At 58.0% G+C, this 22,866-nt stretch carries 18 protein-coding genes; 9 read left to right on the top strand and 9 right to left on the bottom strand.

Features of this window, described 5'->3' with window-relative positions:
• Positions 1-27 precede the first annotated feature (27 nt).
• Positions 28-1,368 (bottom strand): TRZ/ATZ family hydrolase, encoded by a 1,341-nt coding sequence (locus FCS96_RS11090; RefSeq protein ID WP_138440453.1) that lies wholly within the window; start codon positions 1,366-1,368, stop codon positions 28-30.
• Between the two features lie 107 nt (positions 1,369-1,475).
• Between FCS96_RS11090 and mtnA the strand changes: the two genes are divergently transcribed.
• Complete coding sequence (gene mtnA, locus FCS96_RS11085) at positions 1,476-2,552, top strand: S-methyl-5-thioribose-1-phosphate isomerase (protein ID WP_138440452.1); 1,077 nt, start codon at positions 1,476-1,478, stop codon at positions 2,550-2,552.
• On the opposite strand, the gene FCS96_RS11080 is transcribed toward mtnA, so the two are convergent.
• From FCS96_RS11080 to FCS96_RS11065, 4 genes are all read right to left on the bottom strand, one after another.
• Positions 2,541-3,353: a helix-turn-helix domain-containing protein gene (locus FCS96_RS11080; protein ID WP_138440451.1), complete on the bottom strand. Its 813-nt coding sequence runs from the start codon at positions 3,351-3,353 to the stop codon at positions 2,541-2,543. The genes mtnA and FCS96_RS11080 overlap by 12 nt on opposite strands.
• Positions 3,354-3,370: 17 nt before the next feature.
• Positions 3,371-5,545 (bottom strand): carboxy terminal-processing peptidase, encoded by a 2,175-nt coding sequence (locus FCS96_RS11075; RefSeq protein WP_138440450.1) that lies wholly within the window; start codon positions 5,543-5,545, stop codon positions 3,371-3,373.
• A 239-nt stretch (positions 5,546-5,784) separates the two neighbouring features.
• Positions 5,785-7,935 (bottom strand): 3-hydroxyacyl-CoA dehydrogenase NAD-binding domain-containing protein, encoded by a 2,151-nt coding sequence (locus FCS96_RS11070; RefSeq protein WP_138440449.1) that lies wholly within the window; start codon positions 7,933-7,935, stop codon positions 5,785-5,787.
• Between the two features lie 31 nt (positions 7,936-7,966).
• Positions 7,967-9,175, bottom strand: a complete 1,209-nt coding sequence (locus FCS96_RS11065) for an acetyl-CoA C-acetyltransferase (protein ID WP_138440448.1) — start codon at positions 9,173-9,175, stop codon at positions 7,967-7,969.
• A gap of 189 nt (positions 9,176-9,364) precedes the next feature.
• Between FCS96_RS11065 and FCS96_RS11060 the strand changes: the two genes are divergently transcribed.
• A complete protein-coding gene (locus FCS96_RS11060; RefSeq protein WP_138440447.1) occupies positions 9,365-9,628 on the top strand; it encodes a late competence development ComFB family protein in 264 nt (87 codons plus the stop codon).
• A 9-nt stretch (positions 9,629-9,637) separates the two neighbouring features.
• On the opposite strand, the gene FCS96_RS11055 is transcribed toward FCS96_RS11060, so the two are convergent.
• Entirely contained in the window at positions 9,638-12,121 is a 2,484-nt protein-coding gene (locus FCS96_RS11055) for a DUF349 domain-containing protein (RefSeq protein ID WP_138440446.1), read from the bottom strand.
• 169 nt (positions 12,122-12,290) lie between these two features.
• On the opposite strand from FCS96_RS11055, the gene FCS96_RS11050 reads away from it, so the two are divergent.
• Entirely contained in the window at positions 12,291-12,767 is a 477-nt protein-coding gene (locus FCS96_RS11050; protein ID WP_138440445.1) for a regulatory protein RecX, read from the top strand.
• Positions 12,768-12,783: 16 nt separating this feature from the next.
• On the opposite strand, the gene mltF is transcribed toward FCS96_RS11050, so the two are convergent.
• Positions 12,784-14,271 carry a membrane-bound lytic murein transglycosylase MltF gene (gene mltF, locus FCS96_RS11045; protein ID WP_228264086.1) on the bottom strand — a complete coding sequence of 496 codons (1,488 nt, stop codon included), beginning with the start codon at positions 14,269-14,271 and terminating at the stop codon, positions 12,784-12,786.
• A 297-nt stretch (positions 14,272-14,568) separates the two neighbouring features.
• On the opposite strand from mltF, the gene purL reads away from it, so the two are divergent.
• Positions 14,569-18,477: a phosphoribosylformylglycinamidine synthase gene (purL, locus tag FCS96_RS11040; protein WP_138440443.1), complete on the top strand. Its 3,909-nt coding sequence runs from the start codon at positions 14,569-14,571 to the stop codon at positions 18,475-18,477.
• Between the two features lie 418 nt (positions 18,478-18,895).
• On the top strand, positions 18,896-19,207 hold the full coding sequence (locus FCS96_RS11035; RefSeq protein ID WP_138440442.1) for a Nif3-like dinuclear metal center hexameric protein: 312 nt from the start codon (positions 18,896-18,898) through the stop codon (positions 19,205-19,207).
• On the opposite strand, the gene FCS96_RS11030 is transcribed toward FCS96_RS11035, so the two are convergent.
• On the bottom strand, positions 19,208-19,765 hold the full coding sequence (locus FCS96_RS11030) for an NUDIX hydrolase (RefSeq protein ID WP_138440441.1): 558 nt from the start codon (positions 19,763-19,765) through the stop codon (positions 19,208-19,210).
• Positions 19,766-19,863: 98 nt separating this feature from the next.
• Between FCS96_RS11030 and FCS96_RS11025 the strand changes: the two genes are divergently transcribed.
• The 4 genes from FCS96_RS11025 to purT are packed head-to-tail and all read left to right on the top strand — an operon-like array spanning position 19,864 to position 22,417.
• Entirely contained in the window at positions 19,864-20,451 is a 588-nt protein-coding gene (locus FCS96_RS11025; RefSeq protein ID WP_138440440.1) for an NUDIX hydrolase, read from the top strand.
• Between the two features lie 10 nt (positions 20,452-20,461).
• The gene (locus FCS96_RS11020) at positions 20,462-20,995 is read left to right on the top strand and encodes a gamma carbonic anhydrase family protein (protein ID WP_138440439.1); all 534 of its coding nucleotides are present in this window, start codon (positions 20,462-20,464) and stop codon (positions 20,993-20,995) included.
• The gene (locus FCS96_RS11015) at positions 20,992-21,174 is read left to right on the top strand and encodes a DUF1289 domain-containing protein (RefSeq protein WP_138440438.1); all 183 of its coding nucleotides are present in this window, start codon (positions 20,992-20,994) and stop codon (positions 21,172-21,174) included. The genes FCS96_RS11020 and FCS96_RS11015 overlap by 4 nt, the downstream gene beginning before the upstream one ends.
• Before the next feature lie 43 nt (positions 21,175-21,217).
• Positions 21,218-22,417 (top strand): formate-dependent phosphoribosylglycinamide formyltransferase, encoded by a 1,200-nt coding sequence (gene purT, locus FCS96_RS11010; protein WP_138440437.1) that lies wholly within the window; start codon positions 21,218-21,220, stop codon positions 22,415-22,417.
• Positions 22,418-22,627: 210 nt separating this feature from the next.
• On the opposite strand, the gene FCS96_RS20145 is transcribed toward purT, so the two are convergent.
• Positions 22,628-22,866: hypothetical protein (locus tag FCS96_RS20145; RefSeq protein ID WP_212747082.1), on the bottom strand; the 239-nt coding region annotated here is incomplete at its 5' end.

The raw sequence follows: 22,866 nt of genomic DNA, 5'->3' as shown, positions 1-22,866 counted from the left end.
CTGCCTGAGAAATCCTTCGAAGTATGATTATTGGGCCTGTTGCTGACGGATGCGTTCCTTCCAGCTCTCCACCCTCAGCATCAGATCTGCAACATCGATACGGGTGAGACGGCCATCCTGTAATTGAGGTACGCCGTTGATCCAGCTATGGCTTACTGCCCGGCCATGGTTGCTGTAGACCAGGTGAGACGCGGGGTCGTAGACCGGCTGTAGGAACGGGTCGCTCAGATCCACGGCAATCAGGTCCGCCAGTTTGCCCGACACCAGCGAACCAAGCTCATGGTCACGGCCGAGGGCTTTGGCACCGTTCAGCGTGGCCATGGTGAGAGCCTGGTGGGCGGACAGCGCAGAGGCATCACCGGCAACCACTTTGGCAATCATCGCCGCGGTGCGCAGCTCACCGAACAGGTCCAGATCGTTGTTGCTGGCGGCGCCGTCGGTGCCAATTGCAACATTGATCCCGGCATCCATCAGGCGCTGGACTGGGCACAAGCCACTGGCCAGCTTGAGGTTGGACTCGGGGCAGTGGATGACGTGGGCGCCGGCTTGGGCGACCGTCTCGCGGTCCTGATCGCTCACCTGGGTCATGTGCACGCACTGGGTGTTCGGTCCCAACAGTCCCAGATCGGCCAGGCGCGCCAAAGGACGCTGGCCGAGTTTCTCTGTTGCGTCAGCGACCTCAAACTCGGTCTCATGCAGGTGGATCTGGATCGGCGCACCGGTGCTGGCGGACAGTGAGATGGCGCCTTGCAATGGCTCGTCGGACACCGTGTAAGGAGCGTGGGGCCCAATGGCAGGGGTAATATAATCGTTGTTTTGCCAGCAGTTGATGAAAGCTTCGCCCTTGCTCAGGTATTCATCCGGCCCCGAGCCCCAGGGCGTTGGGAAGTCCAGCAGTGGGAAGGCAATCTGGGCGCGCATACCAACATCGTAAGCGGCCTGGGCCGCGATTTCCGGGAAAAAGTACATGTCGGAAAACGTGGTGGTGCCTGTGCGCAGCATTTCAGCCATGGCCAGTTGGGTACCGTCGGCAATGAAGGCTTCGCTGATGAACTCACCCTCGGCCGGCCAGATATGGTCGTTAAGCCAGGCCATCAGCGGCAGGTCATCGGCCATACCTCGGAACAGCGACATGGCCGCGTGACCGTGCAGGTTGATCAGGCCGGGCATGACCACGTGGTGTTCCAGATCGACGGTCTCACGGGTGCGAAAACGCTCATCGGCCTCCTGCCGGGAGATCACCGCGGCTATCCGGTTGCCCTGGATAATGATGGCCTGGTGCTCCAGGACCGTGGCTTTGGGTTCGATGGGAATCACCCAACGGGCGTTAATGCGGATATCGGCTGCGGTGATGGTGTCTGCCGTCATTTACCTGCCTTCAGAGCCGGGCGCGGAGTTCCACGCTTTGAAAATGTAGCCCGGAAGTATAAACGTTATACTGGCGCTTTTCAGCGTTTCAGAATCGGAGCTGTTTTATGTCGAGTCCCTCTTCACCCGTTTCCTCACCCGCCCCTTCACGAGTGGTTGGAACCGTGGCAATGCGCTGGCATGAGCACAGCCTGGAGTTGTTGGATCAACGCCTTCTGCCTGCGGAGGAGCATTGGATAACCCTGGAGGGCGCATCCGGCGTGGCCCAGTCCATTCGCGACATGGTCGTGCGGGGTGCTCCGGCCATTGGTATCAGTGCCGCCTATGGGGTTGCGCTGGCGGCCCGCCATGCCGGGGGCGGCGACTGGAAAGCGGAAATCAAGCAGGCAATCCGTGAGCTGGCGGCGTCCCGGCCGACTGCGGTCAACCTGTTCTGGGCGTTGCAGCGCATGGAGCGGGTGTTCCACGGCTGTCATTCACTGGCCGAGGCCTGCAAGCGTTTGGCGGCAGAGGCGGTCGCGATTCACGAGGAAGATCTGGCCGCCAATCTGGCCATGGCCGATCATGCCCTGGCGGCCATGCAGCCGGAGCGGCCGTTGTCTGTACTGACTCATTGCAATACCGGGGCACTGGCTACGGGTGGTTATGGCACTGCCCTGGGGGTAATCCGCCGACTGCACGAAGAAAAATTACTAAACAGGGTGTACGCGGATGAAACCCGCCCCTGGCTCCAGGGTAGTCGGTTGACCGCCTGGGAACTGGCTCAGGAGGGCATTCCGGTTACCCTGAATGCCGATGGTGCGGCAGCTTCCATATTGGCTCTCAAAGAGGTGCTTTGGGTGGTGGTTGGCGCTGATCGCATCACCGCGAACGGTGATGTGGCCAATAAAATCGGAACCTACAGTCTGGCGGTGCTGGCCCGTCACCATCGCGTTGGTTTCATGGTGGTGGCACCGTCCAGCACCGTGGATATGACACTGGCATCGGGCAAGGACATACCCATTGAGGAACGCGAAGGCACTGAGATCCGGGAGTTCCGAGGCATCCCGCTGGCACCCGGGGGCGTGGACGTGTTCAATCCGGTGTTCGACGTCACGCCGGCGAATCTGATCGACGTGATCGTCACCGAGAAAGGTGTTGTTCACAACCCGGACATCGCAGGGATGGGTAAGTTATTTGGCTGAGGGCTTACTGCCCCGGGTGGCTGGCGGTTTTTTGCCAGACTCTGGGGCTTCGGCCGGGAGTTTAGATGGTTTTCCGGCATGGTTTTCGGCATAGCTGGCTTTAAAATCGGCCACCTGCTTCTCCTGTTCCTCAACGAAGTGCAGGGACATTTCAAAGCTCTGACGGGTGAACTCCAGTACCTTCTGAAAGCCTTCATCGGACAGGTTTCGCGCATCGTCGTGCCGGCGGAAAATATTGATGAACTCCCGTTCCCGCTCGAACTGCAGTGGCAACCGCCCCACACCCCAATCGTTCAGGATTTGCCAGACTTCCGGATTGTAGTTGCGAGTGGTGCGCATGATGAATGGAATGGGGTCGTTCCGGGCGATCAAGGCGGCAAGGCGCAGGATCAGCTCAAAAGACAGGGTGCTGGTACCGTTTTCGATGGCCTCAAGCACCGACTTGTCCCTGAGGTCGAGCGCTTCGCTCATCTCCGAGAGGGTCAGGCCGGCCACCTCGCGGATGTCTTTCAGGGATTGGCCTGCGGTAAGCATGGCGCGAAGTTGGTCCTGGGAGTTGATCAGCGCACGACCAACGCGCACGGAGGTGTCTGTGGCCCGAACGCCAAAGCGGATGGCCGAGCCGGTAAGATTGGCCAGCCGGTCAATCAGACCCTCGGGGTCTTTTGGCTCCTGATCGCTGGCTGTTTCCAGGGTCTTGATTTCCTCCATCGACCGCATCGCGTGCAGGGCATCCAGCAGGGTGTCCTGGAGCGCGCGTCGTGAAGTTCGGGACGGCTGGTCCTTGTCGTTCTCTGACATACTCCGTCCCGTTCCGTTTATTGGGCTGGCGCCTGCGCCGCGAATTGACGCGGCGTGACAATGGAAGCCATTTGCTGATCCAGTTCCAGCATGTCCGCCATGATGTGCCCGCCTTCGCGAATAACGAAATCCAGTTCGTCGTCGGTATTGTCCAGCTCAGCGGCTTGCTGATCCTGCCAGTCTTCGAGGTCTTCCAGGGTCGCAAAAGGCTTATCGCCACGCAGTTCGCGACGGGCATTGGCGATGGTTAGCCGGGTCCGCTCGATCTGCTCATGCTGGCTCTTGCGGGTATCGAAGTTCAGGCTGACGGAATCCAGGTTGCGCTGCTCTTTCAGGAAGTTGATTTCCTGTTGCAGCAGGCTGAATTCCGCGCTGTCTGAGAAACGCGCCTCGTGGCGATCCCTCAGCTCATCGATGATACCGGTGAAATCAAAGTAACGATTGTGGGGAACAGCCTCAATCTGGTCCCAGGGCAGGGCGTGGTCGAGGGCATTTTCACCGATACGGTCGTTGTCGATCCGGGACGGGATTTCGATGTCCGGGATCACGCCTTTGTGCTGCGTGGAGCCGCCGGATACCCGGTAGAACTTGGACTGGGTGATCTTCAACTGGCCATGGTTCAGAGGCCGAACCGCCTGCACCGTGCCTTTGCCGAAGGTTTGCGAGCCCACGACCAGGCCGCGGCCGTAATCCTGAATGGCGCCAGCGAAGATCTCGGACGCAGACGCGCTCATGCGGTTGGTCAGCACCACCAGCGGGCCATCGTAGGAAACCGACGGGTCCTCATCGTTGAGCACTTGAACGTCGTTGTTGGCGTTGCGGATCTGAACGGTTGGTCCTTTGTCGATGAACAGGCCGACCAGATCGTTGGCTTCGTGCAGGGCGCCACCGCCATTGTTGCGAAGGTCAATCACCAGGCCATCAACGCCGTCCTCCTGCTCAAGCTCGGTTATCAGGTTGCGGACGTCCCGGGTGGTGCTCTTGTAGTTCGGATCACCGGCCTGCATCGCCTGAAAGTCGGCGTAGAAGGTAGGAATGGTGATCACACCCACGGTGTAGTCGGTGCCGCCGCGCTCAAGTTCAATGACGTCCTTGCTGGCGCTTTGCTCCTCCAGCTTGACCTCGTCGCGCTTGATGGCGATGGTCTTGGTGATGGTTTCATCGCTGGCGTTGGCCGGAATCACCTCCAGGCTAACCACGGAATTCCGTGGTCCGCGAATGAGATCGACAACTTCATCGAGGCGCCAGCCAATGACGTTGACCGGTTTTTTGTCGTCCTGGGCTACCGACACAATGCGGTCGGCAGGCTGCAGTTGACCCTGCTTGGAGGCCGGGCCGCCAGGAACCAGGCGCACAACCTTGGTGTATTCGTTATCAGACTGTAGCACCGCACCAATACCTTCCAAAGACAGGCTCATGTTGATGTTGAAGTTCTCGGAGGTGCGCGGCGAGAAGTAGGAGGTGTGCGGATCCCACATGCCGGTGAAGGCGTTCATGTAAGCCTGAAAAGCATCTTCGCTGCGCGCCTGGTAGGCCCGTTTCAATTGGCCTTCGTAACGGCGACGCAGGTTGTCTTCGATGGTTTCGTCGTCGGTGCCGTTTAGTCGCTGCGCCAGCACCGCATTTTTGATGCGTTTTACCCAGAGAGCGTCCAGCGCCTCCGTGTCGGCTTCCCACTCGGCGTCCGAGCGATCCAGAAGAATGCTTTCATCGGCACTGAAATCCAGTTTTGTGATGCCGTCGTCGATCAGGTCCAGGGCGAACTGGAGCCGTTCAATGACCCGCTGCTGGACCAGGTTGTAAATGTCGAACCCGGGTTGGAGCTGGCCGGTTTTAAGGGCCGCACCCAGTTGGCTCTTAACCCGGTTGATCTTGGTCAGGTCCTGCCGGGTGAGATAGATCCGTTGGCCATCGAGGTATTCCAGGTAGGCGTCGAATACATCGCCGGACAACTCATCGCTGATGCCCAGATCCCGGAAATGGGTGAATTGCAGTTGGCGGGCTATCAGGATGTTGGCTCGGGCCTGATCGATGGTCGGCGCAACGGGCTCATAGGTAAGGGACTCATCGACTTTCGCCTGCAGCCCCCAGGGTGCCGCGACCAGCAGAGCCATGGTTAAGGCCTTGCAGAGTCCTATTCGGGTGGGTCTGGCTGGGGTGTGCTGGGCGACAAATCTTTCCGCGATGGTCATAAATGCTTACCTGACGGTGCTGGGCGCCGGTCCCAATTTGAGAACCGTTCAAACCCGTTGGCGAATCAATTTATTGTAGGTAAGCGCTATCACTGTTGCCATAGGTATGTCGTTTCGGTTCGTGACAATCTGTCCATGAAATTGTCATGTGTGACGTCGAACAGGTCGGGCTGGAGTTGGAAAATGAGGGGTGAAATGAGAGAAAAAATGAGAGGAGCAGCGCCCCTCTCACAGGATTGTCAGGCGAACGGGGCGTTTGCCTCGGCTTTTTCGAGTAGCAGTTTCGGCGGAGCAAATCGTTCGCCGTGCTGCTGCGCCAGTTCCTGGGCCCGATCGGTGAAAGCGCGCACGCCATACTGGTTAATGAACTGGATAGCGCCGCCGGTCCAGGGCGCATAACCGATTCCGAAGATGCTGCCCACGTTGGCGTCTTCAATGGTGCGCAGTACACCTTCCTCCAGGCAACGAACGGTTTCGATCGCCTGAATGAAGAGGATCCGATCCTTAAGATCCTGCAATGCCGCCGAACGAGCTTTGCCTGCATCGACAAACTGGCTTTCCAGTTCAGGCCACAGGTGTTTCTTGCCGCTGGCCGGGTACGCATAGAAGCCGGCGCCGGCCGCTTTGCCCTTGCGGGCATGCTGATCCAGCATCTGATCGATTACGGCTTCGGCCGGGTGCGGGCGCCACGTATTGCCAGCCGCCTCGGTGTCCTTCTTGCTCTGGTCGCGGATGTGGCGCATCAGAGTCAGGCTGACTTCGTCGGAAATAGCCAGAGGGCCAACCGGCATGCCGGAAAGAACGCCGGCGTTCTCGATGCTGGCGGGGTGAATGCCCTCGCCGAGCATGCAGATGCCTTCGTTTACAAAGGTGCCAAACACCCGGGAGGTGAAGAAGCCGCGGCTGTCATTCACCACAATGGGGATCTTGCCGATTTGCTGCACGTAATCGAACGCCCGGGCCAGGGTGTCATCGGAGGTGTTTTTGCCCACGATAATTTCCACCAGCTGCATTTTGTCCACGGGTGAGAAGAAGTGCAGGCCAATGAAATTCTCCGGCGCGTTGGAGGCTTCGGCCAACTGGGTAATGGGAATGGTTGAAGTGTTGGAGGCGAAGATGCCATTGGGCTTCAGTTTAGGCTCCGCTTCCTGGGTGACCTTGGCTTTCAGGTCGCTGTCCTCGAACACCGCCTCGATGACCAGATCGCAGCCGTCCAGATCGTCAGCACTGTCGGTGGCCTTGATTCGGCCAAGAATCTCCGCCTTCTGCTCTTCCGTCATCCGGCCCCGGCTGACTTTCTTGGCCAGCAGCTTGTCCGAATAGCTTTTACCCTTCTCGGCGTTTTCGACCGAAACGTCTTTCAGCACCACCTCAATGCCTCGGGTAGCGGTGGAGTACGCAATGCCCGCGCCCATCATGCCAGCGCCAAGCACTCCGACCTTTCGGAAGCTTTCCTTCTCAATGCCATTGGGACGACTACCACCGGCCTTGATGGCATTGAGCTGGAACCAGAAGGTGCCGGTCATGTTCTTGGCGACCTGGCCAATAACCAGCTCGGCAAAGTACCGGGTTTCGATCAGGCTGCCGTTATCAAAATCGACCTGCGCACCTTCAACCGCCGCAGAAAGAATGCGTTCCGGCGCGGGGTAGCAGCCTTTGGTCTTCTGTTTCAGCATGGCGGGCGCAATCGCCAGTTTTTGCGCCATGGCAGGATGCTGTGGCGCACCACCGGGCAGGCTGAAGCCTTTCTGATCCCAGGGCTGCTGGCAGCTGGGGTTGGCTTCGATGAATGCCCGGGCACGGGTAATCAGATCGTCGGTGCTGTCGACCAGTTCGTCGACAATACCGGCCTTCAAGGCTGCGGCCGGATTCACTTTCTTACCTTCCATCAGGTAGGGAAACGCCGCTTCAAGCCCGATCATTCGGGGCAGACGTTGGGTTCCGCCACCACCGGGCAGCAGGCCGAGGGTGACCTCGGGCAGGCCCAACTGCAGTTTGTCGTCGTTCAGTGCCACGCGATGGTGGCAGGCGAGGGCGATTTCCAGCCCGCCGCCGAGGGCGCTGCCGTTGATGGCGGCAACCACGGGTTTGCCGCAGGTCTCAAGCGCGCGCATATCGGCTTTCAGGCCGTTTACCATCGCCTCGAAGGCCTGCGCATCGGCGCGGGTGACCTTGTGAAGCTCTTTCAGGTCGCCACCGGCAAAAAAGGTTTTCTTGGCCGATGTGATGATGATGCCACGCAGGTCATCCAGATCGCATTTCACCTGGGCGACGGTCTCGGTCAGCGCCTCGCGGAACGCGCCATTCATGGTGTTGGCGGACTGGCCGGGCATGTCGATGGTCAGGGTCAGAATCTGGTCTGAACCCAGGTCGTAACGGATAGCACTCATAATCGGTTCTCCTGTCGGAAATGGGTCGGGTTCAGACGCGTTCAATGATGGTGGCAATGCCCATGCCGCCGCCAACACACAGGGTGGCGAGGCCATAGCGCAATTCCCGGCGCTCCAGCTCGTCCAGAAGCGTGCCCAGGATCATGGCACCGGTGGCTCCCAGCGGGTGGCCCATGGCGATGGCGCCGCCGTTCACATTCACCTTCTCATCCGGAACCGACAGTTCCCGCTGGAATCGCATCACCACCGAGGCGAAGGCCTCGTTCACTTCGAACAGGTCAATTTGGTCGACCGTCATGCCGGCCTTCTCCAGAGCCTTGCGGGCAGCCGGCGCCGGGCCTGTCAGCATGATCGTGGGATCGGTGCTGGTCACGGCGGTTGCGACAATGCGGGCGCGAGGTGTCAGGCCCATGGCTTTGCCCTTGGCCTCACTGCCAATCAGCATGGCGGTGGCGCCATCAACAATGCCTGAGGAGTTACCGGCGTGGTGCACGTGGTTGATCTGCTCAACGTAGTGGTATTTTTCACGGGCTACGCCATCAAAGCCCATTTCGCCCATCATTTGGAACGAGGGTTTCAGGCCAGCCAGGGAATCGACGGACGTATCAGGGCGAACCTGTTCGTCCCGGTCGAGAATGGTGACGCCGTTCTGATCGGTTACCGGTACGATGGATTTGGCGAAATAGTCGTTGGCCCAGGCATTGGCGGCTTTCTGCTGGGACTTGACCGCAAAGCCGTCCACGTCTGCCCGGCTGAATCCTTCGAGGGTGGCTATCAGGTCGGCGCCAATACCCTGGGGCATAAAACCGGTGTGCAGGTTAGTTTCAGGGTCGGAAGCCCAGGCGCCGCCGTCGGAGCCCATGGGCACCCTCGACATGGCTTCAACACCACCGGCAACCACCAGGTCTTCCCAACCCGAACGAACCTTCATGGCTGCCAGGTTGACAGCTTCCAGGCCAGAGGCGCAGAAACGGTTCAGGGTTACGCCCGCCACTTTTTCATCCCAGTCCGCGGCCAGGGCGGCGGTCTTGGCAATATCGGCGCCCTGGTCGCCGACAGCGGTGACACAGCCCATGACAATGTCATCAACCTGAGCGGTATCCAGGCTGTTTCTTTGCTGCAATGCGTTCAACACGGTGGTGAGCAAGGTGATTGGTTTGACGCTGTGCAGCGAGCCGTCTTTCTTGCCCTTTCCCCGCGGGGTGCGGACCGCGTCGAAAATATACGCCTCGGTGGTCATGGTCTGTCCTCTGATCGTTGTTGTTACGGATAGAAATGCTGATGGCGTAACCATAGCGGTTTGAGGGGAGTGGGGGTAATGACGGCGGCTGCCAATCGAATTGGCGAAATTGCTCAGCCAATATGACAACTTCACTGGAGGCTTCTATGGTTAGTGGTAAGTGCATGAAGCCAAGAGAGGCGCAGTGACATGTCCCTTAGAGATGCTGTCGACAACTTTTACGAACGGCTGGTGTTGGACGCGATTGACGCCACGCGGCAGGAGGCGGACACCACCGACTATCTGACCGATGTGATGTGTGTGGCGTTAAACCGTCTGCCAAACCGGTATTACCGACATTCCATTGATATGATGTTCTACCTGGCCGATGAGGAACTCAAGACCATGAAAGAAAAATCCCTGGCAGAGGTCATGGCCGCCAGGGATTTTGTTCGGGAACATCAGCGTGAGTGAATCGGTTGTTCAGTCCGAAGCCACGGCTGCCAGCGCATTATTCAGCCGTTCTGCCAAGGCCTGGTCGGGTGCCTGCCCAGAGAGCTTGAGGCACCAGTTTGCGACTAGTTTTTCCAGTTCCACTATCTGATTGGTATTTTGTTCTGAAGACCCCATACCTTCTGCCAGGCGCTGAACCTGGATTTCCATGCGGCGCTGCTGGTCCGAGGCCGGCGAGTCGACGCCGCTGAGAATTTCGGCGCGAATCACCAATTCGCTGTGATCGTACGCCTGCTGCAATGCGGCCAGTTCCGGCCAGTGCCTGGGAACCTGCTCTGGCTCGGGCTGCCCATCGGTACGGGCCAGCACCAGGGATTGCCAGGTGCTGATGTCCTGCAGCATTTGCTGATCGGCCAGCGCCTTTTTCAGGCGCCGCTTCTCTTCCTGCACACGCTCTTTCACGTCGGATGACAACGCCAGCGTTTGCAGGTTGTTCAGTGTGGTCAGGGCTTCGCTCAGCGCGCTGACGTCCTGACCCCGTTGAATGCCCTGGGTTTCCTGCAGGACTGCTCCTGCGGCGTCATCGGCCGCCTGGGTGGCCTGTTGTTGCTCGCTGCGCTGGGCATCGCGCCGGGCGAAGATCTGGTCACAGGCTTTACGGAACGCCTGCCAGAGCTTGCGATCTTCCCGGTGCCGGGTAATGCCAATGGCTTTCCAGTCGGACTGCAGGTTTTTCGCCTGGTTCATGGCGTCCTGAAGGGGCTCATGATCGATCAGGGCCTCAGCCTTATCGACGATGTCCTGCTTCAGGGCCTCATTCTTCTGACGTTCCTCATCCAGCGGAGCTTCCAGCTGCTTCAGCAGGCTGTCGAAGTGCTTCTGCACCTGTCGGTTTTCCCGGAACTCCACTGGCCAGGCTGCTTTCCATTCCTGGCGTGCCGTCAGGTGAATCTTTTCGGCGGCTTTCCAGTCGATGCTGGTCCAATCGGCATTGGCAAGGAAAGTTTCGAGCTCCGCGCAGATCGCCCGCCGTGTTTCCAGGTTCGCGCGCTTGAGCCCCGACTTGGCGGAAAAGTACTCCTTACACGGCTCGTATGCCTTGTCCGAGGCAGCCTTGAAGCGTGACCAGAGTTCCCGGTCTGAAGAGCCGCCGAGGTTGCGCCATTCGTTCTGGAGCTCCTTGATTCGCTCAGCCTTGGCTTCGGGCTCTATGGGCTGCTTGGCCAGATGCTCCATCTGTTCGCACAGGGCAATCTGCTTCGGTTCTGTGGCAAAGCCGAGCCAGTCGCCCAGTTCTCGAAGCTGCCCGGTCAACAGTTGCATTCGGGCCTGGAACGGCTTGCCATTGCGATGATCCAGGGATTTGAACTGCTGTTGCGCGGTTTTGAACAACTGCCGCGATTCCTTCAACTGCTTGGCCTCCAGGGCCGCTTCCAGATTGGCAATGGTGGCGTCGAGGTCCGCAGCGATGACTTTCTGCTTTTCCAGATCTTCTACTTTGGCTGGTGCCGCCTGTTTGCGCTGGCCGGCCAGCTTGTGAACCGGCACCAGCAGGGACGGCATCGGGAAGCCGTTGGGCCAGTTGATTTCCTGGCTCACGGCCTTGGCCTGGGTACGTTGCTCATCGGAGGCTCCCTCGCCAGCGGCTGCGTCGGCCAGCTCTGCCAGTGTCTCCCTGGCCTGACCAATCTGGCGAACGGCACTAATGTAGTTGCGCAGGGCCAGCATGGTGGCGTCGTAGGTTTTTTGCTGCTGCTTGTCCACCTGAGTATCACGCGTGGCTTCGAGCCAGCGGTTTTCCTGTGTCTTTTGCAGGGCATCCAGAGATGCCAGGGAGGGCAGGGTGTCCGGTGACTGGCTGCGTAGGTCTTCCAGTGTCTTGGAGAGCAGGCTCAGGGTCTCGTCCCGTTGGTGCGTCTGTTCCAGGTGGCGCGCTTCTTCCTCACGGGCTGACTGGATGGCCTGCAGCCGTTCTTTGCAGCGGTAGCTCGCTTCCAGGAACGCTCGCGTCTGTTCTTCGGTGGCGTGTGCTTCCAGTTCCACCCATTTCTGGTTCAGGGTCTCCAGACGTGCCTCATAGAGTTTGGTGTCTTCGCTCCGGGCCTGCTCGCTAGCGGTGTTTATCAGGGTAGTAATGGCATCGGAAATAGCCTCAAGCCGGGCCTGTTCCTCGCGAAGTTTCTGCAGTGATTGCCGAACTGCCTGGTAGACGCTTTTATCGCGGCCTTTCGCCTTTTTCTGAACCGTTTGCAGGCAATTGCCATCGGTTAAACGGTTGGCAGCGTTCAGCCGCACTTCGGCGGTGGCCCCGGAGATGGCCAGTTCGGCAAGTTCCTTCTGCGTCGGTGAGCCCTCGAGGGCTTTCAGCTGGGATTCCCTGAGGTTGGCTCGTGCCTCGTCCTTCTCGGCTTTCTCAGCTTGTTCGACGTCCGGCGTCCGGGGCTGGTTTTGGCGTGTTGCGGTTGCGCCCTGGGACTTGCGCGATTTAAACAGATACTGGAGGAATGCGGCCATGAGGGTATCCTTTGGGATTGAAACCAGTTCACGGTGTCGGGCAAAGTAAGCCGCCACCGGCCATCGGCTTCCAAATCAGGAAGCCGGGTACTGCCTGCCGGTGTACTCCGGCAGGAATGAATTTGGTGGCTAGTCTAGCGTTTTGACGACGCACGCGGGAAGAGTTTGAATGGCAAAACCGGAAAATCAGGATGATCAGGAATACAAGGCCCGTTCGGCAGCCCTGAGGCTGCTGGCCAGGCGCGAGCACAGTCGTCTGGAGCTGTCGTTGAAACTTCGTCAGCGCAAGATCGAATCGGCCATTATTGAGCAGGTGCTCGACGACTATGAGGACGAGGGCTGGCTGGACGACGACCGCTTTGCGGACGTGTACGCCCGACAGCGGATGGACATCGGTTACGGTCCTCTGCGCATTTTGGGGGAGCTTCAACAGCGAGGCGTGCATCGTACGCCGCAGTGCCTGAAAGACATGACCGAAGAGGACTGGTGTCGCCGCGCCGTGTTGCTCAGGGAAAAGCGATTTGGCCTGGTGGATCTTGAAGATGACTGGGATGAGAAGGTGCGTCAGGCCCGGTTTCTGAATCGTCGCGGGTTCTCCTCCAGCCAGGTTGACAGCGCGCTGGAAGCCCGGGCTCCAGAGCTCTAACCGCCTACGGTCTCTACTAGAGTGTGGGAGGAATCAGGCCCAGTTCGGTCGGCAGGCTTGCCCGCATGTCTGGCTGGCTTTGTGAGTCTGAAGCGGTCTCCGGGTTTTGGGGCTCCAGATTCACCATCTCAGCAGGTGGAGCGGTATCGGGCTGTGCCTGCTCGGTAATCCGAGCCAGGACGTCGTAATAACGACGGATGTTCTGCACATAAAGAACCGGCTCGTGGCCACGGGCAAAGCCGAATCGTGTCTTGGTGTACCACTCCTTCTGCGCGAGCAGAGGCAGAAACTCCTTTACGTCCATCCAGCGATCCGGATTCTTGCCAGCGCCCTCCGTCAGGCGGCGGGCATCTTCAAGATGACCATAGCCGACATTATAGGAGGCCAGTGCGAACCAGGTGCGGTCCGGCTCTGGAATCCGCTTCGGGATTTTCCGGTGCACCATCCGAAAATACTTGGCGCCACCCTGGATGCTTTCCTCGGCGTCCATTCGGTTGTTAATGCCAATGTAGCTGGCGGTATTACGGGTCAGCATCATCAGCCCACGTACTCCGGTCGGCGAGACCGCATTTGGGCGCCAGTGGGATTCCTGGTATCCAATGGCGGCGAGCAACCGCCAGTCGATCCCGAAATCGCTGGCGTAGTCCTGAAATAGGGCTTCATACTTGGGCAGGCGGTTGTCGACGTGATGCATGAACGTTCGTGCACCGACATAGTTCAACTGGTCGAGGTGGCCGTAGAAGCGCTCGGCGAGTTGGTCCAGGGTGCCGTCAGCCTTTAGCTTCTCAAGAAACTCGGCTGCAGCGTTTACCAGAGTGTTGTCCTGGTCAGTGGGGAAGAGCCAGGCAAGTTCTTCCGGCTCTCCCAGATAGAAGGCCTTCTTCACATGGGGGTAGAAGACGTGATTCAGTTCCAGTTCGTTGGACGACACCACGGCGTAGGCAAACTCACCGCTCTCCACCCGCGCCAGCACACCGGCCGCATCGATACTCGGATGGACCTGCCAGTCAAGGCCTTGATTCTCATTGGCGATCAGGTGCTCATGATTGCTTTCGGCAACCAGGTGGAGGGTTTGTCCGGTCAGGTCATTCAGTGAGTCCGGGCGCATGAGGTCCCGGTGGTAAACCACCACCGACTGTGCGGTGATTCCGGTGGGCAGCACCCGGTATTCGCCAGCTATGCCCGGCTGGCCCGATAAACCGGCGAGGCCGATGTGGGCGTAATTTCTGGACAGAACGGACAGAATTTCAGTGTTATCGTCGGCCACGCGAACCCGCAGCTCGACGCCGAGTTCATCGGCAAACCGTTTTGCCAGTTCGTAATCATAGCCGGTCGCACCGTTGCGCCCTTCGTAATAGATCGAGGGGGCTTCACGGGTAATCACATGCAGAACGTCCTCTGCGAGAACTTCCTGCAGTGTACTGGGGCGCGAGCAGCCAACTAAGGCCACAGCTGCACTGATCAACAGGATCACCTGAACCGGTGCGGCTGCGAAAGCAGTCAAGAATCTGAGCAATTCCCTGGACTCCCTTACAGCTGAATCGTCGGGATACGTCAGTGTATGAGTATTGGACGTATCCGGTGTCGCACTCGGTGTAGCTTCCATTGCCACACCTTTATGATCGTCGCTGCCGGTGAGCGGGTCAACAAAGCTGATCAATTTACATGCAAAACAATGTCAATTGTACCCGCGGGAATTCCCTACCGCGGCGCTGTATCCCGACCTCGGTTTCGAGTATCATGTCGGCCTTTCAAAATTGCACCCAGACATCCCCCGTTTCGCGCGATACAGGTTGATATCATGCTTGAACTTCGCGGCGCTCCCGCGCTCTCGCCATTCCGCTCACGCAAATTGCACGCTCGTATCCAGGATGCTGTTCCTGAAGTCGAGCATGTATACGCCGAGTTCATGCACTTCGTGGATCTGGAGGACAGCCTGTCAGCGTCTGAGCAGGCGATCCTCGACCGACTGCTAACCTACGGCCCCAGCGTTCCTGTTGAGGAGCCAGACGGTGTGCTTTTCCTGGTTGTTCCCAGGCCCGGCACCCTGTCGCCCTGGTCCAGTAAGGCGACGGACATCGCCCGTAACTGTGGCCTGCGCCAAATTCATCGTATTGAGCGTGGTACAGCTTTCTACGTTCGTGCCAGCAAAAAGCTGGGGCTCGCTCAGCGCGAGAAGATTGCGGCACTGCTGCATGATCGCATGACCCAAAAGGTGTTTCATGAGATGGGCGGTGCCGAACTGCTGTTCAGTCATGAAGAGCCTCGCCCACTCGGCCGCGTACCGGTTCTTGCAGGCGGCCGTACTGCCCTGGTCGAGGCCAATAGCCGCCTGGGTCTGGCGTTGGCGGAAGACGAGATTGATTACCTGGCGAAATCGTTCACTGATCTTCAGAGGGATCCAACCGACGTTGAACTGATGATGTTTGCCCAGGCCAACTCGGAACACTGCCGGCACAAGATTTTCAACGCCTCCTGGGATATCGACGGTGAAGGTCAGGAAAAATCGCTGTTTGCGATGATTCGCAACACCTTCGAAATGAACAGCGAAGGGGTGCTGTCTGCGTATAAGGACAACGCGTCCGTTATTCGTGGCAGCCGTGGTGGCCGCTTCTTCCCGGATCCGGAGACAGGTGTCTACGGCTACAAACAGGAAGACATCCACATCCTGATGAAGGTGGAAACCCATAACCACCCGACCGCGATTGCGCCGGCGGCAGGTTCGGCCACCGGCTCTGGTGGTGAGATCCGTGATGAGGGTGCCACCGGTCGTGGTTCCAAGCCAAAAGCGGGATTGAGCGGATTCACAGTGTCCAATCTGAACCTGCCGGGCGATACCCAGCCGTGGGAAATCGGTTACGGCAAGCCCGAGCGCATTGCCTCGGCGCTGGACATCATGATTGAAGGGCCCATTGGCGGCGCTTCATTCAACAACGAATTTGGCCGCCCGAACCTGGCCGGTTACTTCCGTACCTTTGAGGAAAAAGTGCCGGGTGCGGCGGGCGACGAAGTCCGCGGTTACCACAAGCCGATCATGATTGCCGGTGGTCTGGGCAACATCCGTGAAGATCACGTGGAGAAGGGCGATATCCCGGTTGACGCCAAGTTAATCGTGCTCGGTGGTCCTTCCATGCTGATAGGCCTGGGCGGCGGTGCGGCCTCGTCCATGGATTCTGGTTCAAGTAATGAGAACCTCGATTTTGCGTCGGTTCAGCGCGACAACCCGGAAATGGAGCGTCGCTGCCAGGAAGTGATCGACCGCTGCTGGCAGATGGGCGACCACAACCCGATCTGCTTTATCCATGACGTGGGTGCCGGTGGCCTGTCCAATGCGATGCCCGAGCTGGTGAAAGACGGCGGCCGGGGCGGCAAGTTCGAGCTGCGGGATATTCCCAGTGATGAGCCGGGCATGTCTCCGCTGGAGATCTGGTGTAACGAATCCCAGGAACGCTACGTAATGGCGGTGGCACCGGAGAACCTGGACCGGTTCGACGCGCTTTGCCGTCGTGAGCGTTGTCCGTACGCCGTGATCGGTGAGGCCACCGAGAGCCACCACCTCGAACTGGGCGATTCCTATTTCGATGACAAGCCGGTCGATCTGCCGATGGATGTGCTGTTTGGTAAGCCGCCACGCATGCACCGCAGTGTCAGCCGCGCCTCCTTTACCAAGCCAATCTTTGATTCCACCAAGATTGACCTGAACGATGCCATTCGCCGGGTTCTGCGATTGCCATCAGTGGGCTCCAAGAACTTCCTGATCACCATTGGCGACCGGACCATTACTGGCCTGGTCGCCCGTGATCAGATGGTTGGCCCTTGGCAGGTGCCGGTCAGCGATGTGGCGGTTACCGCCAGTTCCTTCGACGTCCGTGCCGGTGAAGCCATGGCCATGGGTGAGCGCACCCCGGTTGCGGTTATCGATGCTCCGGCGTCTGGCCGTATGGCGGTTGGTGAGGTGATCACCAACATGGCTGCGGCCCCGATCAGCCAGCTTTCCGACATTAGGCTGTCCGCCAACTGGATGGCCGCCGCTGGTCATCCGGGCGAGGACGAAAACCTGTACGAAACCGTGCGGGCCGTCGGTATGGAACTGTGCCCTGAGCTGGGTATCACTATCCCGGTGGGCAAGGACTCCATGTCCATGAAGACTATGTGGGAAGAAGAGGACAGCGGCGAGCAGAAGAGCGTCACTGCGCCACTCTCCCTGGTGGTCAGCGGCTTTGCACCCGTCGTCGATGTTGCCAAGACCCTGACGCCGCAGCTGATCACCAGCGCCGGTGACACCGACCTGATTCTGATCGATCTGGCCGCCGGCCAGAACCGCCTGGGTGGTTCAGCGCTGGCCCAGGTGTATCGCCAGGTAGGTGCGGTGGCTCCGGATCTTGATGATCCGGAAGACATCAAGGCGTTCTTTGCGGTCATCCAGGGGCTGATCAGCGATGCCAAGTTGCTGGCCTACCACGACCGCTCTGACGGTGGTCTGTTCGTCACCCTGGCCGAGATGAGCTTCGCTGGTCGCACCGGCGTTGACGTCAAGCTCGACGGGCTGGCCGAGGATGCGTCGCAATTCGCCCGCGAACTTTTCAACGAAGAGCTGGGTGCGGTTATTCAGGTTCGCCGTGAAGATACCGACTTCGTCCTGCAGCAGCTCTCTGGAGCGGGCCTTGGCGACCACACCAGTGTGATCGGTACCCTGAACGACGACGACCAGCTGCGGCTGAGTTTTGGCGGTGAATTCGTGGTGGATGAGCCGCGTGTTGAGCTGCAGCGGCTGTGGTCTGAAACCAGCTATCGTATCCAGTCCCTGCGTGACAACGCGGATTGTGCCCAGGAAGAATTCGACAACCTTTTGGATGCCGAAGATCCGGGGTTGAGTGCTGAGCTCACCTACGACATCAACGAGGACATCACGGCGCCTTACATCAATACGGGTGCGCGTCCGAAGGTTGCAGTGCTCAGAGAGCAGGGCGTTAACGGCCAGACAGAGATGGCCGCTGCATTCGATCGGGCCGGTTTTGAATCAGTCGACGTTCACATGAGCGACTTGCTGTCCGGACGGGTTACATTGGAAGGCTTTAACAGTCTGGTAGCCTGTGGTGGATTCTCCTACGGCGACGTGCTCGGCGCCGGCGAGGGCTGGGCCAAGTCCATTCTCTTCAGTGACCGGGTTCGTGATCAGTTTGCCGGTTTCTTCAACCGCCAGGACACGCTCGCCCTGGGCGTGTGCAATGGTTGTCAGATGCTGTCCAACCTGCACGAACTGATTCCTGGCAGCGAAGGTTGGCCGCGGTTCGTGCGTAACCAGTCGGAGCAGTTCGAGGCTCGGTTGGTGATGGCGGAAGTGATGCAGTCGCCGTCGGCGTTCCTTGATGGCATGGCGGGCTCACGCATGCCCATTGCCGTCGCTCACGGCGAAGGCCGGATCGAGTTCAATGGCGTTGGTAGTGCTGCCAATCTCACCGAAAACGAACTGGTAGCCCTGCGTTACGTCGACAACCGTGGCCAGGCAACGGAGCGCTATCCGTTCAATCCGAACGGCTCTGAAGGCGGAATTACAGGCCTGACCACCCGCGATGGCCGGGTGACCATCATGATGCCTCACCCGGAACGGGTATTTCGTGCGGTCCAGCATTCCTGGTGCCCTGAGGGCTGGGAAGAGGACGGTCCCTGGATTCGCATGTTCAGGAACGCGAGGCACTGGTTCGCCTAAAACCGCGGACTGAACAAAGCCGGCCCTGGAAGTGTCTGACGAAGACATTCTCCATGGCCGGTTTTTTTTGTGTTATGGATTCCCGTAATTGAAGCAAATATCAAGGCCCAAAACCCGAAACTTTGGCAAAATAGCCCTTGACTCATTTGTTTTATGCACACTGATGGTGCCTGGTTGTGCGTTCTGTGCACAAAGAAAGGGAAATAGGTTCAACTTTTGCCCAATACATATAACTCGTTGAAAAATAAAAATAAAAACAATCGGGTGATTTTGTCGCCAATTTGACACAAGTGCAGTAATTCCGGGGTTTTGAGGCGTGTTCCCCAAAACTTTCCCCAGAGTTATCCACAGATTCTGTGGGTAAGTGTCTAAGCCATTAATCTGTACAAAAAATGTCCGAATGTCCAGGGAGGTTGCCATGTATAAATTGTGCTATTTCGTACCCGAGACTCATTTGGAGCAGACCAAAAATGCGCTGTTTAAATCCGGGGCAGGCAAGATCGGTGATTACGACAGCTGTGCCTGGCAATCTCTGGGGCAAGGCCAGTTTCGACCACTGGCAGGCAGCGATCCATTTTTGGGCAACAAGGGTGAGCTGGAGGTAGTGGCGGAGTATAAGGTGGAGCTTGTATGTGAAGATGCCTTGGTCGGTGAGGCGCTAAAGGCGCTGAAGCAGGCCCATCCCTATGAAGAGCCTGCCTATGAGGTGTATCGAATCGAGGAGCTGTAATCAGTCCCTGCGGGTTGATGAGGACATCGGGTGCCGAATGTCCTGCACGTGTACGCCAAAGGACTCTTTTCCGAAGTCCTCAATAAACAGCTCCAGGGTTTTGCGGACCGTCGGGAAGGACAGTTCGTTCCAGGGAATATCATCAAGGGCGAACAGCTGGGTTTCCAGGGATTCCTCGCCAGCCCCGTACGTGCCATCTTTCAGGGTAGCCCGGTAGAACATGTGCACCTGGTTGATATGGGGCACATCGATGATCGAGTACAAGCCCTCGATGTCGACCTCGGCCAGCGCTTCTTCCCGTGTTTCCCGTTCGGCGGCCTCAATGGTCGTCTCGGCATTTTCCATGAAGCCTGCTGGTAGAGTCCAGTAGCCGTATCGGGGTTCGATGGCGCGGCGGCACAACAGGATTTTGCCCTGCCAGATGGGGACCGTGCCTGCGACAATGCGAGGGTTCTGGTAATGTATGGTTTCGCAGCTTACGCAAACATAGCGGTGGCGGTTATCGCCCTCGGGGATGCGTTGTTCAACCAGATGGCCGCATGTGCTGCAGTACTTCATGTGTTTCCCCGTATACTGGAAATTGGTTTGGTAGTCAGTTTAACGATCGTGGCTGCCTCTGTCTCATCCAACCTGCGATGTACCCCTGGAGCGACAATTTGCGCGATTTACTTGCCGAACGTCTGGCGGGTTATGCACCCAGGCAGCTGGCGCTGGATTACCCGGAAGCCGGCATCCTGGTGCCTATTACAGACGATTATCGTAACCCGGAAATGGTCTTTACGTTGAGATCCTCGAATCTGAACACTCATCGGGGCCAGGTTGCCTATCCCGGAGGCAAGCGGGATCCGGGGGACCCATCACTGGCGGCCACCGCCCTGCGGGAAACCCACGAAGAGATCGGCTTGCCGCCGGAGCAGGTGCAAATTATAGCCCCCTTGAGCCAGGTGATGTCCCGATACGGTATTCTGGTCACGCCTTATGTTGGGGTGATACCGGTGGACCACCCCATGGAACCCAATCCCCATGAGATCGATAGCGTATTTCGTGTTCCCTTGTCGTTTTTGCTTGAAGACCGGCGCGAACGAACAGATGCGCTGAACTTCCTCAACCATACCTTTTATGTGCCTTGTTATCGCTGGGGTCGTTATCAGATTTGGGGATTGTCGGCGGTGGTTCTGGTCGATTTTATGAACGCTGTGTACGATGCCGGTATCGATTTGCTGGAACCGCCCAATGCAGGCTGAGGAGGCTGACATGTTTTACGAGCTGGATACGCGTATCCCCGAACTGAGTGGCGAAGGTCAGTTTGTTGCGGACAACGCATCAGTTATCGGAAGTGTGCGCTTGATGGAAAAATCGAGTGTCTGGTTCAATGTGGTTATCCGGGGCGACAACGAACTGATCACAGTAGGCCCGGAAAGTAATGTCCAGGATGGCTCGGTGCTGCACACTGATCCGGGAATACCGCTGACACTGGGGCGGGGCGTTACCGTTGGTCACAAGGCCATGCTGCATGGCTGCGATATCGGCGATTACAGTCTCATTGGCATCAACGCGGTGGTTCTCAACGGAGCAAAGATCGGCAAGCACTGTTTAATCGGGGCCAATACCCTGATTCCCGAAGGCATGGAGATACCTGATGGTTCCATGGTGGTTGGTTCACCCGGCAAGATCAAACGGGAGTTGAACGACAACCAGAAGAAGATGTTGGAGATGAGTGCACAGCACTATGTGCAGAACGGCGCTCGGTACCTGGCCAAGCTGAAACCCTGCGAGCCGTCCCGATGAGTGTGGCAGATAAAGTGCGTTCACCCTGTGTTCAGGTATGCGCGCTCGATGAAAACGACATGTGCATTGGTTGTCAGCGGACCGGTGATGAGATTCTTCGCTGGACACAAATGACCAACGACGAACGCAGGGAAGTGCTGCGTCAAGTCGCTGTGCGCGAAGAAAACGTAGCGCTGTAACCCAGCCACCGAAACCCCCTTTAACTGGAAGACAGGCTCAGGCATGACAGAAGCAACCAGCACGGTTCAAATCGGCACTCCCTATAAAGAAGGCGCATTCAAGGTATTGTTCTGCGGCGCAGGCGAACTGGGCAAAGAAGTGGTGATCGAACTTCAGCGTTTGGGTGTAGAAGTGATTGCCGTTGACCGCTATGCCGACGCGCCCGCCATGCAGGTGGCACATCGTAGCCACGTTATCGACATGTTGGATGCGACCAGCTTGCGCCGGGTGATTGAACAGGAGCAGCCCCAGCTGATCGTTCCTGAGATTGAAGCTATTGCTACGCCAGAGTTGGTGAAGCTGGAGGACGAGGGTTATCGGGTCATTCCAACTGCTCGTGCTGTGAATCTGACTATGAATCGCGAAGGCATTCGTAGGCTTGCCGCTGAGGAGCTTGGGTTGCCAACCTCGCCTTACCGATTTGCCGGTAACCAGGGTGAATATCTGGCGGCTGTTAAGGAAGTGGGCCTTCCTCTTGTTGTCAAACCGGTGATGAGTTCGTCCGGTAAGGGCCAGAGTACGATAAAGAATGAAGATGGTGTGGATTCTGCCTGGGACTATGCCCAGTCGGGTGGTCGTGCCGGCAAGGGGCGAGTGATTGTCGAGGGATTCGTTGATTTCGATTACGAGATCACCCTGTTGACAGTGAAGCATCGCGATGGCGTGTCTTTCTGTGATCCGATCGGGCATCGCCAGGAAGATGGTGATTATCGGGAGTCCTGGCAGCCCCAGCCAATGTCACCGCTGGCACTGGATCGTTCCATGGAGATTGCCCGTGCTGTCGTCGACAATCTGGGTGGCTACGGACTGTATGGTGTAGAGCTGTTCGTTAAAGGTGATGAGGTGTGGTTCTCGGAAGTATCACCGCGCCCCCATGACACGGGTCTGGTTACCCTGGTTTCCCAGGAGTTGTCTGAGTTCGCCCTGCATGCGAGAGCGATCCTTGGTTTGCCGATTCCGGCGATTCGTCAGAATGGCCCGTCGGCCTCTGCGGTAATTTTGCCAGAGGGGGAGTCCGGCAATGTTCGTTTCTCAGGTTTGGAGAATGCCCTGGCTCAGCCAGACACTCAGTTGCGCCTGTTTGGTAAGCCGGAACTGAAGGGCCGTCGGCGCATGGGTGTGGCTCTGGCTCGTGGTGAAACTATTGGGCAGGCACGGGAGCTGGCACGTGGGGCGGCAGCGGCAGTAAAGGTGGAACTCTAGTCAGGCGAGACTGTCTATAGTGGTCTATAATAGAGACCCCTGTAAGAGGGTGGTTTGAAGCGGTCAGAAACGGTTTTTGAAAAAAGTTAAAAGCAACCGTTGACACCTCTGAGCAGGTCTGTAGAATGCGCATCTCTTCTGAGGGGCAAGTCACTGATGCAGCGGCACCCTAGGAAGGCAACCGTTTGAAATTGTTGAAGAAATTGAGTTTCAAGATTCTTCGGAAAGCGGTTGACAGAGGCTCGATTCGCTGTAGAATGCGCCTCTCGAAACAAGCAGTAAGCCGGTTGATTTTCGGCGCTTTCCGGAGACGGAAAACATTGAAAATAAACGGTTGACAAGGCGGCGACACGATGTAGAATACGCCACCTTGATTGAGCAGCAGCTCAACCGCTCTTTAAAAAATTGACCAAGTAATTCGTGTGGGCGCTGGCCGAGGTATTTCGGAT

Source organism: Marinobacter alexandrii (assembly GCF_005871205.1).
Taxonomy (GTDB): domain Bacteria; phylum Pseudomonadota; class Gammaproteobacteria; order Pseudomonadales; family Oleiphilaceae; genus Marinobacter; species Marinobacter alexandrii.
Note: the sequence above shows the minus strand (reverse complement) of the source record. Positions and strands in the feature narration are given on the sequence as shown.

Bases quoted from the DNA above. Each gene is read 5' to 3' on its own strand.
- FCS96_RS11055 (WP_138440446.1), bottom strand. From the start codon at position 12,121: ATGGCCGCATTCCTCCAGTATCTGTTTAAATCGCGCAAGTCCCAGGGC.
- mtnA (WP_138440452.1), top strand. From the start codon at position 1,476: ATGTCGAGTCCCTCTTCACCCGTTTCCTCACCCGCCCCTTCACGAGTG.
- FCS96_RS11070 (WP_138440449.1), bottom strand. From the start codon at position 7,935: ATGAGTGCTATCCGTTACGACCTGGGTTCAGACCAGATTCTGACCCTG.
- purT (WP_138440437.1), top strand. From the start codon at position 21,218: ATGACAGAAGCAACCAGCACGGTTCAAATCGGCACTCCCTATAAAGAA.
- FCS96_RS11050 (WP_138440445.1), top strand. From the start codon at position 12,291: ATGGCAAAACCGGAAAATCAGGATGATCAGGAATACAAGGCCCGTTCG.
- FCS96_RS11090 (WP_138440453.1), bottom strand. From the start codon at position 1,368: ATGACGGCAGACACCATCACCGCAGCCGATATCCGCATTAACGCCCGT.
- FCS96_RS11060 (WP_138440447.1), top strand. From the start codon at position 9,365: ATGTCCCTTAGAGATGCTGTCGACAACTTTTACGAACGGCTGGTGTTG.
- FCS96_RS11020 (WP_138440439.1), top strand. From the start codon at position 20,462: ATGTTTTACGAGCTGGATACGCGTATCCCCGAACTGAGTGGCGAAGGT.
- FCS96_RS11065 (WP_138440448.1), bottom strand. From the start codon at position 9,175: ATGACCACCGAGGCGTATATTTTCGACGCGGTCCGCACCCCGCGGGGA.
- FCS96_RS11035 (WP_138440442.1), top strand. From the start codon at position 18,896: ATGTATAAATTGTGCTATTTCGTACCCGAGACTCATTTGGAGCAGACC.
- purL (WP_138440443.1), top strand. From the start codon at position 14,569: ATGCTTGAACTTCGCGGCGCTCCCGCGCTCTCGCCATTCCGCTCACGC.
- FCS96_RS11080 (WP_138440451.1), bottom strand. From the start codon at position 3,353: ATGTCAGAGAACGACAAGGACCAGCCGTCCCGAACTTCACGACGCGCG.
- FCS96_RS11030 (WP_138440441.1), bottom strand. From the start codon at position 19,765: ATGAAGTACTGCAGCACATGCGGCCATCTGGTTGAACAACGCATCCCC.
- FCS96_RS11075 (WP_138440450.1), bottom strand. From the start codon at position 5,545: ATGACCATCGCGGAAAGATTTGTCGCCCAGCACACCCCAGCCAGACCC.
- FCS96_RS11015 (WP_138440438.1), top strand. From the start codon at position 20,992: ATGAGTGTGGCAGATAAAGTGCGTTCACCCTGTGTTCAGGTATGCGCG.